This is a genomic window from Archangium gephyra, assembly GCF_042230915.1.
In the GTDB taxonomy this organism is placed as follows: Bacteria; Myxococcota; Myxococcia; order Myxococcales; family Myxococcaceae; genus Archangium; species Archangium gephyra_B.
The window spans coordinates 662,490-675,703 of record NZ_CP102578.1 but is presented as its reverse complement, the minus strand read 5'-3'; the positions used below and the strand labels follow the sequence as shown (position 1 = coordinate 675,703).

9 protein-coding genes are annotated in these 13,214 nt (G+C 70.1%); 4 read left to right on the top strand and 5 right to left on the bottom strand.

What is annotated here, in order from left to right:
* Nucleotides 1–8: 8 nt before the first annotated feature.
* The 3 genes from NR798_RS02785 to NR798_RS02775 all read right to left on the bottom strand — a co-directional run bounded on the left by NR798_RS02785 (nt 9) and on the right by NR798_RS02775 (nt 4,523).
* On the bottom strand, nt 9–1,169 hold the full coding sequence (locus tag NR798_RS02785) for a TPM domain-containing protein (protein WP_375769830.1): 1,161 nt from the start codon (nt 1,167–1,169) through the stop codon (nt 9–11).
* A 63-nt stretch (nt 1,170–1,232) separates the two neighbouring features.
* Nucleotides 1,233–2,015 carry a UdgX family uracil-DNA binding protein gene (locus NR798_RS02780; protein WP_375769829.1) on the bottom strand — a complete coding sequence of 261 codons (783 nt, stop codon included), beginning with the start codon at nt 2,013–2,015 and terminating at the stop codon, nt 1,233–1,235.
* Between the two features lie 396 nt (nt 2,016–2,411).
* A complete protein-coding gene (locus NR798_RS02775) occupies nt 2,412–4,523 on the bottom strand; it encodes a DUF2075 domain-containing protein (protein ID WP_375769828.1) in 2,112 nt (703 codons plus the stop codon).
* A 413-nt stretch (nt 4,524–4,936) separates the two neighbouring features.
* Between NR798_RS02775 and NR798_RS02770 the strand changes: the two genes are divergently transcribed.
* The 3 genes from NR798_RS02770 (at nt 4,937) to NR798_RS02760 (ending at nt 9,915) form a co-directional block, all read left to right on the top strand.
* Nucleotides 4,937–6,391, top strand: coding sequence for a heme peroxidase family protein (locus tag NR798_RS02770; protein WP_375769827.1), 1,455 nt, complete (start codon nt 4,937–4,939; stop codon nt 6,389–6,391).
* A 92-nt stretch (nt 6,392–6,483) separates the two neighbouring features.
* Nucleotides 6,484–8,832, top strand: a complete 2,349-nt coding sequence (locus tag NR798_RS02765) for a hypothetical protein (RefSeq protein ID WP_375769826.1) — start codon at nt 6,484–6,486, stop codon at nt 8,830–8,832.
* Between the two features lie 18 nt (nt 8,833–8,850).
* Nucleotides 8,851–9,915 (top strand): NAD(P)/FAD-dependent oxidoreductase, encoded by a 1,065-nt coding sequence (locus NR798_RS02760; RefSeq protein WP_375769825.1) that lies wholly within the window; start codon nt 8,851–8,853, stop codon nt 9,913–9,915.
* 30 nt (nt 9,916–9,945) lie between these two features.
* On the opposite strand, the gene NR798_RS02755 is transcribed toward NR798_RS02760, so the two are convergent.
* The gene (locus NR798_RS02755; protein ID WP_375769824.1) at nt 9,946–10,491 is read right to left on the bottom strand and encodes a hypothetical protein; all 546 of its coding nucleotides are present in this window, start codon (nt 10,489–10,491) and stop codon (nt 9,946–9,948) included.
* Nucleotides 10,492–10,615: 124 nt separating this feature from the next.
* Here NR798_RS02755 and NR798_RS02750 point away from each other — a divergent pair, with 124 nt between their 5' ends.
* Complete coding sequence (locus tag NR798_RS02750; RefSeq protein WP_375769823.1) at nt 10,616–11,725, top strand: Kelch repeat-containing protein; 1,110 nt, start codon at nt 10,616–10,618, stop codon at nt 11,723–11,725.
* A gap of 87 nt (nt 11,726–11,812) precedes the next feature.
* Here NR798_RS02750 and NR798_RS02745 read toward each other — a convergent pair whose 3' ends face one another.
* Nucleotides 11,813–13,165, bottom strand: coding sequence for a sigma-54-dependent transcriptional regulator (locus NR798_RS02745; RefSeq protein WP_375769822.1), 1,353 nt, complete (start codon nt 13,163–13,165; stop codon nt 11,813–11,815).
* Nucleotides 13,166–13,214: the final 49 nt, after the last annotated feature.

Genomic DNA, 13,214 nt, shown 5'->3' with positions numbered 1-13,214 from the left:
CGGGCCGCCTACCAGCTCCCGCTGGAGCCACCGCCCGAGGACCTCCCTCCACCAAAGGAGCTGCCTCCGCTGGAGGAGGAGGACGAGCTGGGCCGGGTGAGCTTGGGCGTGCTGCGCGTGAAGGAGTCGTGGTAGCTGCAGTGCTTGCAGGTGACCGTCACCCGCACCGTGCCGCCGTGGTCATAGGTCGCCGACACGAGGGTGGTGCTCGACTCCGACTTCGTCTTGTAGCTGCAGCCCGGGCACTTCGAATAGGCCGTGAACCAGGCGCCATAGCGCTCCACCCGCGCGTCCTGGCAGGACGTGCACCACCACACGTCATAGTCCACCGAGCCCAGGCTCTCCTCGCGCAGCTGTCCCTGGTCGAGGTGGTCATCGTCACTGTCCTCGTCGAGGAGCTGGCGCGGCTGGGCGCATTGAGCGCAGATGCGCGGACGCCGGCGCAACCAGCGGCGCAGGCCAGCGGCCCCCATGACGAGGGCTCCAGCCCCCCCACCGAAGAACCAGGGAGCCTGCTCGTTCGAGGCCACCCGCTCCATCAAGGTCGGAGAATAGTAGGACCCCGAGTTGTAGGGGCTCCGGAACGGGACCTCCGGCTGCACGGGGGTGGTGACACCCGAGGGCGGGGAGGAGGGCACGTCCGGCACGGAGGCCGTGCTGCTCACGGACGCGTTGAGAGGCGAGCGCTCGAGCAGGTCGCTCAGGCCCCGCGCTCCGGCGAGTACCGCCCCCTCCGGGTCCTTGCGCTTGAAGGCGGGGACGATCTCCCCGGACATCAAGGCGTCGCTCCGGGCCGTGTCCGAGCTGCTGTCCACGCCGTCACCCAGAACGATCTCCGCCTTGCGGTCGCGCAGGGCGATGAGGAGCAGCGCGCCATCATCGCGCCCGGCGTGGCCGATGCCCCACAGGTTGAAGAGCTCGGTGGCGAAGGTGCGCGGGTTGCGCCCGCCCGTCGTCGACACCACCACGACGGCGAGCTGGCCCAGGCCCTTGCCGTCGACCTCCGCGCCCCACCGGTTCACGCCCGCCAACGTGGAGGAGGACAGCGTTCCCGTGGTGTCCACGGACCAGGAGCCCGGCCGGGGACGGGGAATCGAATTCACCGTCTCGGCCCGGGCGGGAAGGCCCAGGACGCAGAGCAGGACGGTCCAGCAGAGAAGGGCGCGCATGGGCTCCGAGCATACACGGAAGCACGGAGGGACTTGGAGGCCCCCCCGGGCCGGGAGCGCTGCTCACCGGAGGGCGCGCAGGGTCTCCGCCACCTTGCGCAGGTCCGCCTCGAAATGGGCGCGCGTCTCGGCCCGGCTCCGCTCGTCCGGCATCCGCAACAGCGCCGAGGGGTGGAACGTCGCCATCCACGCCTTCGCCCAGGGCGTCTCGAACACCTGCCCCCGGCTCAGGTTGATACGGAAGCCCGGCCCCAGGAACGCCTGCGACGCCGTGGCGCCCAAGCAGACGATCATCCGCGGCTTCACCGCCGACACCTCCGCCTCCAACCACGCCTTGCACGCGAGCACCTCGCGCCCCTCTCCCGTCCACCCGAAGTGCTTCACCGCGTTGGTGACGTAGAGCGCCTCGCGCCGCAGCCCCACCTGCTCCAGCACCTCGTCAAGCAGCTGCCCCGCCGGGCCGAGGAAGGGCCGCCCCTCCCGGTCCTCCGTGTCTCCCGGCTGCTCTCCCACGAGCATCACCTGCGCCGTGGCCGGTCCCTCGCCGAACACCGTCCGGCTCGCGCGCTCGTGCAGCGGACACGCCCGGCACTCCTTCGCCGCCGCCGCCAGCGCGGGCAGCTCCCGGCTCGCGGGGAGGTAGCGGCTCGCCTCGGACGGCTCCAGCCGGGGCGCCACCATGGACGCCGTCCGCTCCGGCGCCTTGCGCACCAACTGGGGAATCAGCCGCGCCTCGGGCAGGGTCGCCCAGTGCTTCTTCGGCATCTCCGCGCGCATGGCCCGCACGTTCAGCCGCGCCGGGTTGAACGTGGACACGTAGTACGCCGACCACAGCTCCTCCAGCACATCTCTTGAGGACCCCGGAGCTGAGGAACAGCCCCTCGATGTAGTTGCGCTTGTAGAAGTCGAGCGTGAGCTGCACCACCTCCTCGGGAGTGAAGCGCGCCCGGGGCGTGTCGCTGGAGATGCGATTGATGCAGTACTGGCAATCGTAGATGCAGAAGTTGGTGAGGAGGATCTTCAGCAACGACACACACCAGCCATCGGGCGTGTAGCTGTGGCAGATGCCCATGCCCTCCACGTTGCCGAGCCCACCCGGCGCGGACTTCCGCTTGCCTCCACTGCTCGCACAGGAAGCGTCGTACTTCGCGGCATCGGCGAGGATCTCCAGCTTCTTGCGCACGTCCATGGGGCCCCTCCCATAACGGGCGCCCCCGCGCCGCGCATCCGGCCCTCCATCGCCTACGCAACGCGTATCGCCTGCTTGCCCTCGAGGCAGGCTTGGAGGTGCGCTCGCGTTTCAGCATCCAACACGAACAGGTGGGTGCCTCTCATGCCGCGCGTGAGCAGCACCCGGTAGACGTTCTTCAGCTTGTCCACGGGGTCCTCACCACTCAGACGGACGTCCCGCTTGAAGGTCTTGTCCTTGTTCTTCGACAGGTCCGCTTCCCAGTGGTCCTTGCGCCAGACAAGATCCTCTCCCCAGATGACGCCCACGTGGTCGAACTCAAAGCCCTGCACGGAGTAGATGGACCCGACCTGCTCGTAGTAGTCGTCCTCGTTGGCCCAACGGTAGTACTGGTTCTCCAAGGGCTTGCGTCCCTGTCCGGTCTTCTCGATCCACGGCGCGCTCCACTCCCCGAAGCGCTTGTCCTTCACGTCGTGCACCAAGTTGTTCTGCCCCTGGCCCAACGGTACCGACCAGCGCCAGCAATAGCCCGCGACGATCCGGCACCGGTACCCCTGGGTCCGAAGCGCACGCAGCCGCTGATCCATCCGCACCACACTCGGCTCCAGGTCGAATGCATAGGCCCCCTGATCCCGCCACGCGAGGTCAGCCTGCGCGCGGAAGCCGAAGAGCGCGTCGACCCATCGGACATAGCTCTCGCTCCCACCGCAGCGGAACTGAAGATCCAGCTCCATCTCCACCAGCCGCACGCCGAGGCGCTGCGCGGCCTCACGGACCACCGACGACTGGCCGATCTCCCCCGCCCGCACCGCCTGATTGTCGTCGAGGAAGAAGGCCGTGACGCGGCTGGCACGGATCACCTCTTCGATCATCGGTGTCTCCGACAACCTCCGGATGGTGCCGTTCGGGAACTTCAGCCGGCGGAAGTCCCAGAGCCGGTGCGCCTCATCGGCCACTACGAGGTCCAGCACGCTGGCCTCGCGTGCGCCCGCTTTCGCGACGTCGGCGAAGGTGCAGAAAAGCTCGTCGACTGGAAGCTCCTTCTTGAAGCGCACCCCTTGGAGCTTCTTGTGGAGCTCCGCCGCGAACGCGAGCGTCTTGCCCTGGAGATTCGTCTGGAAGGCCTGCGAGCCCGTGGCATGGACCACGCGCCAGTGCTTGCTGGCACCATGCGCCAGAAGCTGGATGGCCAGCACGCTCTTGCCCGTCCCCGGCCCTCCCTTCACCAGCACCACCGTCCGTGTGCCGTTCGCACGGCCCTCTTCCACCGCGGTGAGGATCCGCAGGTAGGCCTGGCGCTGCACATCGAGCAGCCGCCACTCGAACTCGCCATGAATCGTGCTCACGACCATGTCGAGGAGCTTCTCCGAGGGCTGCGGCCGGCCTGTGGCGATGAGCGTCGCGGCGCGCGTCCCCTCGCCGTGCCCGAGCTGGCTGTGCAGCCAGTCAGCGAACCGGCGCTGCTCGCGCTTCACGAACAAGGGATATTCGCGGAAGAGATCTCCGAACGCATCGGGGTCGCGCAGCAGCGCGATGGACCTGGGCTCGTCCATCCCGTGCAGCCATACGCAGCCGGTGATGCGCACGCCCTCCTTCACGAAGGCGGAGTGGTAGTAGCGCAGAAAGCTGACGTAGTCCCGCACCTGGGCCGAGGGATGGGAGCGACTGTCATTGCGCACCCGCACTTCCTCTCGCCACGGCGACTTCCCCACGCTCGTCCACTGCTTGAGTTCGACGACCACGGCGGATGGCCTGTCATCGAGATCCCGCCCCGTGAGCAGCGCGTCACACCGGCGTCCCTTGATGGGCATCCACAGCTCGACGAAGATCTCCGACTGGCGCAGCCGCTCGTCGCGAAGCACCTCGGCGAGCGCGGGCAGGGAACTCTTCCAGGAGTTGAGCTCGCCCTCGGACGGCGGCTCCCCTTCGAGCACCTGGAAACGCGTCTCCAGCGCCCCTGGCAACATGCCTGCCTCGATGTCATCGAGGAACTGCGGAACGGAGGCGCGGTACAGGTGCTGGGTGCCGGATGCGGAGGGGTGCGGCTTCCGCTCACTATCGGCGACCCCCAGCGGAGGCTCTGCCGATGATGCGCCGGCCAGGTCCGCATAGGTCATGGCCTCGGGAGCCGGCTCCTTGTCTGACTTCTTGCGTCTACCCGCCACCGCGAGCTCCTTGAGAGGCGCCGAGTCTACCCGAGCGGGAATGGAGGTTTGAACCTGTCTCCCCTCCAGACTGGCCCCACCAGGTAGGAGGGGAATTCTCGACCCAGGACGGCAGATACGCTTCCCGCTCCCTCCCTCCAGGCCGAGGCCCGCGCGTGCTTCCGGACAGGTGCCCTTCAGGGCATTGCGGCGCGCGCGGCGAACTGGAATCCATGGGCCGCTTTCACGGTGCAGCCGGGCCGCGAGAGGGGGGGAGCACACCATGACCGCCGAGCCGCCGAGCTTCCCACCCGGAACGGGCCGCCGCTCACAAACGCGGCGGGCCCTGTCTTTCTGATGCGCACCACCACGTGGAGGGAAGCACAATGCCAGCCATTCATGGTTTCTTGCTTCGCAATGGGGAGGGGACTCCGTTGGGCCAGTACGTCCCGACGGGCAAGTTCGGAAGGCTCTTTCCGTCGCTCCAGCCGCTGACGCCGCCTCCGGAGGCCCTGGAGGCTCTCGGCGCCGCGATGAAGGGCCCTCCTCCCCCAGAGGATCCCTCGGGTGACAACGAGGACGTTCCCGCCGGTTTCACCTACCTCGGCCAGTTCATCGACCACGACATCACCTTCGACACCACGCCCATCCAGGAGGTGCTCGTCGATCCCCTGGCGCTGCACAACTTCCGCACGCCCGCGTTGGATCTCGACTGCCTCTACGGCAGGGGCCCGGCCGACCAGCCTTTCCTCTACCAGCTCCCTCCCAACGACGCCCTCTTCGTCATCGGCCGCACCAGCGCCAAAGCCGGCGGCGGCGACCCCAACGTCAAGCCGTCGCTCGACTTCGACCTCCCACGGGGTCCGCAGGGGCTGGCCGTCATCGGTGACCCGCGCAACGACGAGAACCTCATCGTCGCCCAGCTGCACCTGGCCTTCATGCGCTTCCACAACAAGGTCGTCGAGGGGCTCCAGGCCGGCACCATCAAGCCGCCCTCGGCCGTCCGGCGCAGCCTGTTCGAGGAGGCCCGCCAGCTCGTCATCTGGCACTACCAGTGGATCGTCCTGAACGACTTCCTCAAGCGGCTGGTGGACAAGGACGTGCTCGAGGAGGTGCTGGAGAAGGGCCGCTCGTTCTACGTCCCGGAGGGTGACGCCTTCATCCCCGTGGAGTTCTCCGCCGCCGCGTACCGCCTGGGACACAGCATGGTGCGCGAGGGCTACGACTACAACGAGGTCTTCACCTTCAAGCCAGGCACCCGCAGGAAGACGACGGCCACGCTCGGGCTGCTGTTCCGCTTCTCCGGACGCTCGGGGACCGACGTGCCCATCCCCAGCGATTGGATCATCGACTGGCGGCGCTTCTTCCAGTTCCCGAATGACGGGGTGACGGCGGGCCTCAGCCGCAAGCTCGACCCGTTCCTCTCGCCGACGCTCTCGGAGATTCCCGACCACGGCGTCAAGCCCGGCCTCAACCTGCCCATCGCCAACCTCAAGCGCGGGCGCAGCCTCGGCCTGCCCTCCGGCCAGAACGTGGCCCGGCGCATGCGCATCAAGCCGCTGTCGCCCGAGGACATCGCCAAGGGGCCCGATGGGCAGGTGGCCGCCAAGCACAACCTGCACCTGGAGACCCCGCTCTGGTACTACATCCTCAAGGAGGCCGAGCAGCGCGGCAACAGCAAGCGCCTGGGTCCCGTGGGCAGCCGCATCCTCTCCGAGGTCTTCGTGGGCCTGCTCGAGTGCGATGCGAGCTCCTTCCTCGCCAGCAATCCGCAGTGGACGCCCACGCTGCCCTCGAGCAAGCCCGGCCACTTCACCATGACGGACCTGCTGCGGTTCGCGGGGGACCTGTCGCCCATCAACGACGCGAAGAACCTGGTCACGCCGTGAACTGAGCCGCCTCCGAGGCGGGATGTGACCCGGCCGGGTGACATGACCGGCCGGGTGTCTCTCGTGCCATTCGTGTGAAGGGAGCTGCGGACATGGCGTTGATCGATCGCGTCAAGACACTCTGTGACCGGCTCGCGGGCCACGGCTGGGCGGACCGGCTGAGTCCCTTCGGGTTGGACATCACGGCGGCCACGCCCGCGGCGCTGGCCACCCAGCTGGCCCGGGCCGTACAGCAACCCTCGGGTGGGAATCTGGAGGGCTTCGAGGACTTCGCCTTCCGGACCGCCGCCGGCATCAAGCCCGCCTCGCCCAGCAAGAGTCTGCTCTACCACGCGCTGGCCAGCCCCTACGTGCATCCCACGCCCGGCAACACGCCCGCGGCGTCCCCCGAGGCCTATCCCACGCTCGAGGAGCTCGACACCCTCGAGAACTATATCTACAGCCTCGCGAGGCGGCGGCTGGCGGACTTCCCCGGCGCCTCGCTCGCGGTGTTCGCCTACCAGTACCGGCCCGGCGAGCGCAGCCCGCATGGCCTGCACGCGGACATGGCCTTCTCCCGCACGGGCGTGGCCCGCGTCGGCACCCGTCCCCCCCGCTACGATGCGGCGCGGCGCTCCTTCTGGGTGGAGCCGGAGGACGGCGGTGACGGGCTCGCCGTGCTCCCCGCCCGCTACGGCGCCTTCCTGTGCGTGCTGGCGCGGCCGGGTACCCAGCGCGTGGTGCTCGACCCGGTGCAGGGGGACAACCTCCGCAACTTCCTCTTCCCCGTGCACAAGCTCTTCCCCGGCGACGAGTGCCTCGTGGGCGAGACGCTCACCGCGGCGGAGTTCGTCTTCGACGAGTACCACCGCAACGAGAAGCTGCGCCGCGTCCACACCAATGGCCGCATCCCCGCCCTGCCGCAGTTCGACATCGACCGGGCGCCCTTCGTGCGCCAGACGGGGGATGACGATGCGCCGGTGGGCCGGCAACGGGTGGGCGCCAGCGTGCTCATCGTCCCCATGCACCACCCGGCGCTCGTGCGGACGGCGACGCAGACGGTGGCGGGACGCGAGGAGCTGGTGCGCTTCCGGGTGCCCAGGAAGCAGCGCATCTCCTTCGGCCAGGCCTCGCGCGAGACGCGCTTCTGGACGAGCTACGATGCCGTCACCGGTGGCCCCGAGGGCCGGCGCGCCCCCGAGTACGTCAACATCCGCCACCGGGTGAGGCAGGGCCCCGGCGGCACCTTCGAGCTCGAGGACCTGAGCGGCCCGCTCGCCAACGGACGCTTCCTCCCGGAAGCCGAGTTCCTCGCGCTGGTGGACCGGGGCGGTTACGAGGCCGCCCACTTCATGGACGACACGTGCGATGGGTGCGTGACCGTGCGGGTGGGCGGGTTGAGCCGGCCGCTCGGGACGACGCTGCCGGCGTACTCGCTCGTGACGGCGCCGGACTTCTTCCCGCTCGCGGACCAGTTCGAGATCGCCGCCTGGGTGGAGACGCTGCCGGACCCGCACTTCCGCCAGGGTGGGCCCAAGCCCCTGAGCCGCGGGCGCGACAGCGTCAACCCGGACCTGCAGCGCCCCGGCCAGCCGGACATCAAGGCCTTCCGCCGGAGCGACAAGACGCTCACGGCCGTGGTGGGCCTCGGGGCCGTGGGCAGCGCGCAGGCGAGCGAGCGGGCGACGGTGCTCGTCACCTGGCTGCCAGATGGAGCCTCCGGCGTCTTCGCACCGGGCTGGGATGTGGCGCTCGGCAACGATGAGCTGGGGAGCTTCACCGCATCCTTCGGCCTGGGCAGCCCCTTCCCGGAGGATGCCAAGCTGTGCGCCGCCCTGAACTCCTTCTGGCCCGCGGTGGCCCCGGATGCCTCGCGCACGTTCAACGAGGCGCCCATGGGCAAGCCGCTGCTCGACTCCGAGCTGGGCTACCACCCGCAGCACCCGCGCGTCCTGGCCGGAGAGGTCTCCTCGTCGCCCGGGTGGGATGGCGAGCACGGGCCCTTCCTCTTCCAGGAAGGCGGCCAGTGGTTCATGAACTTCGCCAACCGGTTCCGCTCCGACTACGTCTCCAGTGCCCTGAAGGGGCGGATGCGGCTCGGCCCGCTCGCGAACGTGACGGCCCCGGAGCTCATCGCCCGCATGGAGGCGCTGCGCTTCTGCATCAAGCGCGTGGTGCCTCCCGCGGGAGACACCGTCCCCACTTCCACCCTCGTGCTGGTGACGGTGGAGAAGGTGGCGGACTGGGACGTGGGGCCGCCAAAGGACACCGCGCTGAACGGCCCGGGCTACCACCTCGTCTTCGTCGAGACGTCGGGCGAGGAGGAGGCCATCGCCAACACGCCGCGCCGCCGGGTGCGGGTGCTGCGGCGCTTCACCTGCCACGTCTCGCTCACGGCCGTCCGCTTCCAGGTGGATGACGGGCCCTTCACGCTCATCCCCCGCACGGCTGGCGTCGTCTGAGCGTCCGGAGCCCCCGTCATGGCCGGGTCCTCGGAAGCCGTCATCGTGGGAGCGGGTCCGGCCGGATGCGCGGCGGCCATCGGGTGCGCCATGGCCGGGTTGAAGGTGCGGCTCCTCGAGGCGGCCTCGTTCCCGAGAGACCTCCCGGGGGAGACGCTGCACCCGGGCGTGGAAGCGCTCCTGGAGCGGCTGGGCGTGGCCGCCGAGGTCCGCGCCGCGGGCTTCCCCCGCCATGAGGGCATCTGGACGCACTCCGCCGAGGGGCGCGTGTTCACCCCCTACGGGGCCGGTGCGGACGGGCCGTGGCGCGGCTTCCAGGCCTGGCGCGCCAAGTTCGATGCGCTCCTGCTGCGGCGCGCGGTGGCGCTGGGCGTCGAGGTGTTGCAGCCCTGCCGGGCCCTGCGGCCGCTCGTCGAGCAGGGGCGGGTGGTGGGCCTGGAGACGTCCCAGGGGCTCCAGCGGGGCCGCTTCGTGGTCGATACCAGCGGGCGCGGGCGCTGGTTCACCCGGAAGCACGGGCTCGCCCGGAGCGTGGACTCGCCGCTGCTGCTCGCGCGGTACGGCTACGTGCACGGCCGCTTCGTGGAATTGGACGAGCACCCCTCCCTGCGCTGGGAGCCGGACGGGTGGGAGTGGATCGCCCGGGTCCGTCCGGGGCTCTACGCATGGACTCGGCTGTCACTCCAGGGCCACGCGCGGACACGGCCGGAGCTGCCCCAGGCCCTGAGCACGGGCAGGGCCACTGGCGCTCCTCGTGGGGCGGACGTCACGTGGAGCCGTGTCGAGGCTCCGGCCGGGGAGGGCTACTTCATCGCCGGGGATGCGGCGGCGGTGGTGGATCCCGCCTCCTCGCAGGGCGTCCTGCGCGCGCTGATGCAGGGGATGATGGCCGCACACCTCATCACCGCCTGCGTGACGGGGAAGGTCCCCGAGACCGAAGCGGCCCGCTTCTACCGTGGCTGGGTCCGCGACATGTACCAGCGCTCGGCCTCCGCGCTCCGCGAGCAATACGCGTCCATTCCGGGAGCACCCTCCTGGGCCTCGAACCCGAGCAACTGGTCCGACAGTAGGACCAGTTGGTGAATCGCGCGCCCGGGAGGCCGCCTTCTGGATTCAGCCGCCCACGGGGCCCAGGTCGGTCGGCTGGCCCCGGACCCATTGCACGCCCCGCTGCGCCCGGTAGTCGGTGAAGAGGGACGCGACGATGGTGCTCGCTCCCACGAGAGCATGCACCCAGGTGGCGAACCGGCTCCGGCGCGAGCCGCCGAAGAGGAAGGGCGCGGCGATGACGCCGAAGCTCCACACGTAGTCGATGACCTCGTGCACCTCGATGGGGATGAGCTTGAAGAGGCTCAGCTTGTAATCGGTGAGCAGAGCCACGCCCAGGCCCGAGCATCCCAGCACCAGACTCGCGGTGCGGAGCGTCCCCACGCCGGACAGCAACCCCACTCCGGCCACCGTCAGCGCGCCCTGATAATCCAGCACCGAGTGCAGGTTCTGCGGAATGCGCCGGCGCAGGGGCAGCTTGTCGAACAGGGGCATCGCGGGGATTCCGGCCGCCGCGCTCCGGTCGAACAGGCCCTTGTGCTTACTCACCGAGATGGGGACGTGGGCCAGTTCTCGCGGATGCTTTGGTTCATGGTGGGGCGTGTTCTCCATGCGGGCTCCTTGGGAGAGGTGGCATTCCAAGGGTAGGCACCCGCATGGACCCCCTGCCCCCCTGACGCCCGCCCGCCCGGAGTCCAACCGTTCAAGAGCGTCCCGGCGCGGGTACGATGGCGGGATGTCCCGCTCCGAATCCGCCTCCCTCCAGCGCGTCCCTCATGCCGGCATGTGGCTCGACGACTACAGCCTGACGCCTGTTGTCGGCGGCGTGCTCCTCGCCGGCGGAGGCGAGTGGCACCGCGACGGCATCGGCGCCATGCGCCGGGTGGTCCCCCTCGCGCTGCTCTGGGACTCCGCGAAGCAGGACTGGCTCGAGCTCTCGCCCCTTCCGCATCCGAGAGACGGTCACGCCGCGGTGTCCCTGCCTGACGGGCGCGTGCTGCTCATCGGCGGCCGCGACACCACGAGCCCGGAGCTGGCGAGCACCCTCTTCTGGGAGCCGGAGACCCGGCGTTTCCGCGAGGGACCTCCGCTCCGCCAGGCCCGTGCGCGTCCCATCGCCGTGGGACTCCCGGACGGCGCCGTGCTCGTGCTCGGCTCCGACTTCGACAACGACAGGGAGCGGGGAACCCGCGCGGAGCTGCTCCGCCCCGGAGCGAGCGCCTGGGAGCCCGCCGGACAGGCGGTGCGCATCTTCCACCCGGGGCCCGTGTGCGTGAGCGGCGAGCGCGTGATCATCGCCGGGGGCCGGGACAACGGCTTCGGCTTCGCCATCATCGAGGGCGTCCACCTCGCGCCTCCCCTGGATATGAGCACCGAGCTTTGGGAGCGCGAAGGCCGCACCTGGCGCATCGCGGGCGGCCCCCTGACCCAATCCCGTGACGAGGCCCAGGGCGTCACGCTCTCGGATGGGCGTGTGCTCGTCGTCGGCGGCTGGCACGAAGGCTCTCCTCTGGCCACGGCCGAGGTGTGGGACCCTCGCACCGAGAGCTGGAGCCCGACGGGGTCTCTCGCCACACCTCGCTCCTCGTTCGCCCTCACCGCCCTCCCCGATGGCCGCGCCGCCGTGTCCGGTGGGCTCGAGGAGACGTTCCAGGCCACGGACTCCGTGGAGATCTGGGACCCCGCTCGCGGCACCTGGTCCCCGGGGCCCTCTCTCGCTCGAGGACGCGCGGGTCATCGGTTCGCCGCGGTGGGGACTGGGGTGTTCCTCGTGGTCGGTGGCTCCAAGTCTCCCGCCGATGGCAACCCGGAGACCTCTTCGGAAGTGTGGCGCTCCGGTTCGTGAGGGACTCGCGAGGGCAGGGGTTCAACCTGGGACCCGGGCACCCTCACCCCGTCCCTCTCCCGGAGGGAGAGGGGTGATTGGATGGACTCAATCCTGCTCTGTGTCCGTCACCTTCTCGCCCAGGCTCTGCAACCGCGAGTAGAGCCTCCGGCGCGTGATGCCCAGCAGCTTCGCCGCCGCCGTCTTGTTGCCCCCCGCCCTCTCCAGCGCCGCGTACAGCAGCTCGCGCTCGAAGGCGTCCAGGTTGAAGCCCTCGCCCAACACGTCCGCCGCCCGCACGCCCTTGCCTCCTCGTGACAACGAGGGGCCTCCCGCTCCCAGGTGCTCTGCCTGGATGTCTCCCTCCCCGGACAGGATGAGCGAGCGCTCCAGCGCGTTCTCCAGCTCGCGCACGTTGCCCGGCCACGTGTACCCCGTCAGCCTCGCCTCCGCCTCCTTCGACAGCTTCGACGCCGGCAGCCCCTTCCTCGACAGGAAGGCGTGCGCCAGCGGCACCAGGTCCTCCTTGCGCTCGCGCAGCGGCGGCACCTCGATGCTGAAGACGTTCAGCCGGTAGTAGAAGTCCTCCCGGAACCGCCCCTCGCGCACCGCCGCCGCCAGGTCCCGGTTCGTCGCCGCCACCACCCTCACGTCCACCTTGCGCGCCTGCGTGCTGCCCAGCGGCACGAACTCGCGCTCCTGCAGGAAGCGCAGCAGCTTCACCTGCGTGGCCGGCGTCACCTCGCCAATCTCGTCCAGGAACAGCGTCCCCCCGTCCGCCGCCGCCAGGTGCCCCACCTTGCGCTCCGTCGCCCCCGTGAACGCCCCCTTCTCGTGCCCGAACAGCTCGCCCTCCAGCAGCGTCTCCGGCAACGCCGCGCAGTGCACCTCCACCAGCGGCCCCGCCGCGCGCTTGCTCGAATAGTGGATGAGCCTCGCCAGCTGGCTCTTCCCCGTCCCGCTCTCCCCCAGCAGCACCACGCTCGCGTCGCTCGCCGCCACCTGCCTCGCCGAGGCCAGCGCCTGCTTCATCCGCGGGCTCTCCGCCACCAGCTCCGGCGTGAGCCGCCGCACCAGCTGCTCGCTCCGCGTCTCCGCCGCACGCTGCTCCGCCAGCCGCCGCACCCGCAGCCGCACCTCGTCCAGCGCGAAGGGCTTGGTGAGGTAGTCCGCCGCCCCGCCCTTCATCGCCGCCACCGCATTCTCCGCGGTGCCGTACGCCGTCATCATCACCACCGCCGGGGGCGTGGGCAGCGCCTGCGCCGCCTTCAACACCTCCAGCCCTCCCACCTCCGGCATCATCAGGTCCGTCAGCACCACGTCGAAGCCCCGCCGCGCCAGCTCCACCAGCGCCGCGCGCCCCCCCGTCACCCGCGCCACCTCGTGCCCGTCCAGCTCCAGCGCCTCCGCCACCAGCTTGCCCAGCTTCACCTCGTCATCCACCACCAACACCTGCGCCATGCTTCACCTCCCTCGTCCGAGGACCTCGGCACCGGAACGCGGATCACCC

What these genes read in the sequence shown, in the direction of transcription:
- NR798_RS02785 (WP_375769830.1), bottom strand. Translation starts at nt 1,169, where the DNA reads ATGCGCGCCCTTCTCTGCTGGACCGTCCTGCTCTGCGTCCTGGGCCTT.
- NR798_RS02750 (WP_375769823.1), top strand. Translation starts at nt 10,616, where the DNA reads ATGTCCCGCTCCGAATCCGCCTCCCTCCAGCGCGTCCCTCATGCCGGC.
- NR798_RS02765 (WP_375769826.1), top strand. Translation starts at nt 6,484, where the DNA reads ATGGCGTTGATCGATCGCGTCAAGACACTCTGTGACCGGCTCGCGGGC.
- NR798_RS02760 (WP_375769825.1), top strand. Translation starts at nt 8,851, where the DNA reads ATGGCCGGGTCCTCGGAAGCCGTCATCGTGGGAGCGGGTCCGGCCGGA.
- NR798_RS02745 (WP_375769822.1), bottom strand. Translation starts at nt 13,165, where the DNA reads ATGGCGCAGGTGTTGGTGGTGGATGACGAGGTGAAGCTGGGCAAGCTG.
- NR798_RS02755 (WP_375769824.1), bottom strand. Translation starts at nt 10,491, where the DNA reads ATGGAGAACACGCCCCACCATGAACCAAAGCATCCGCGAGAACTGGCC.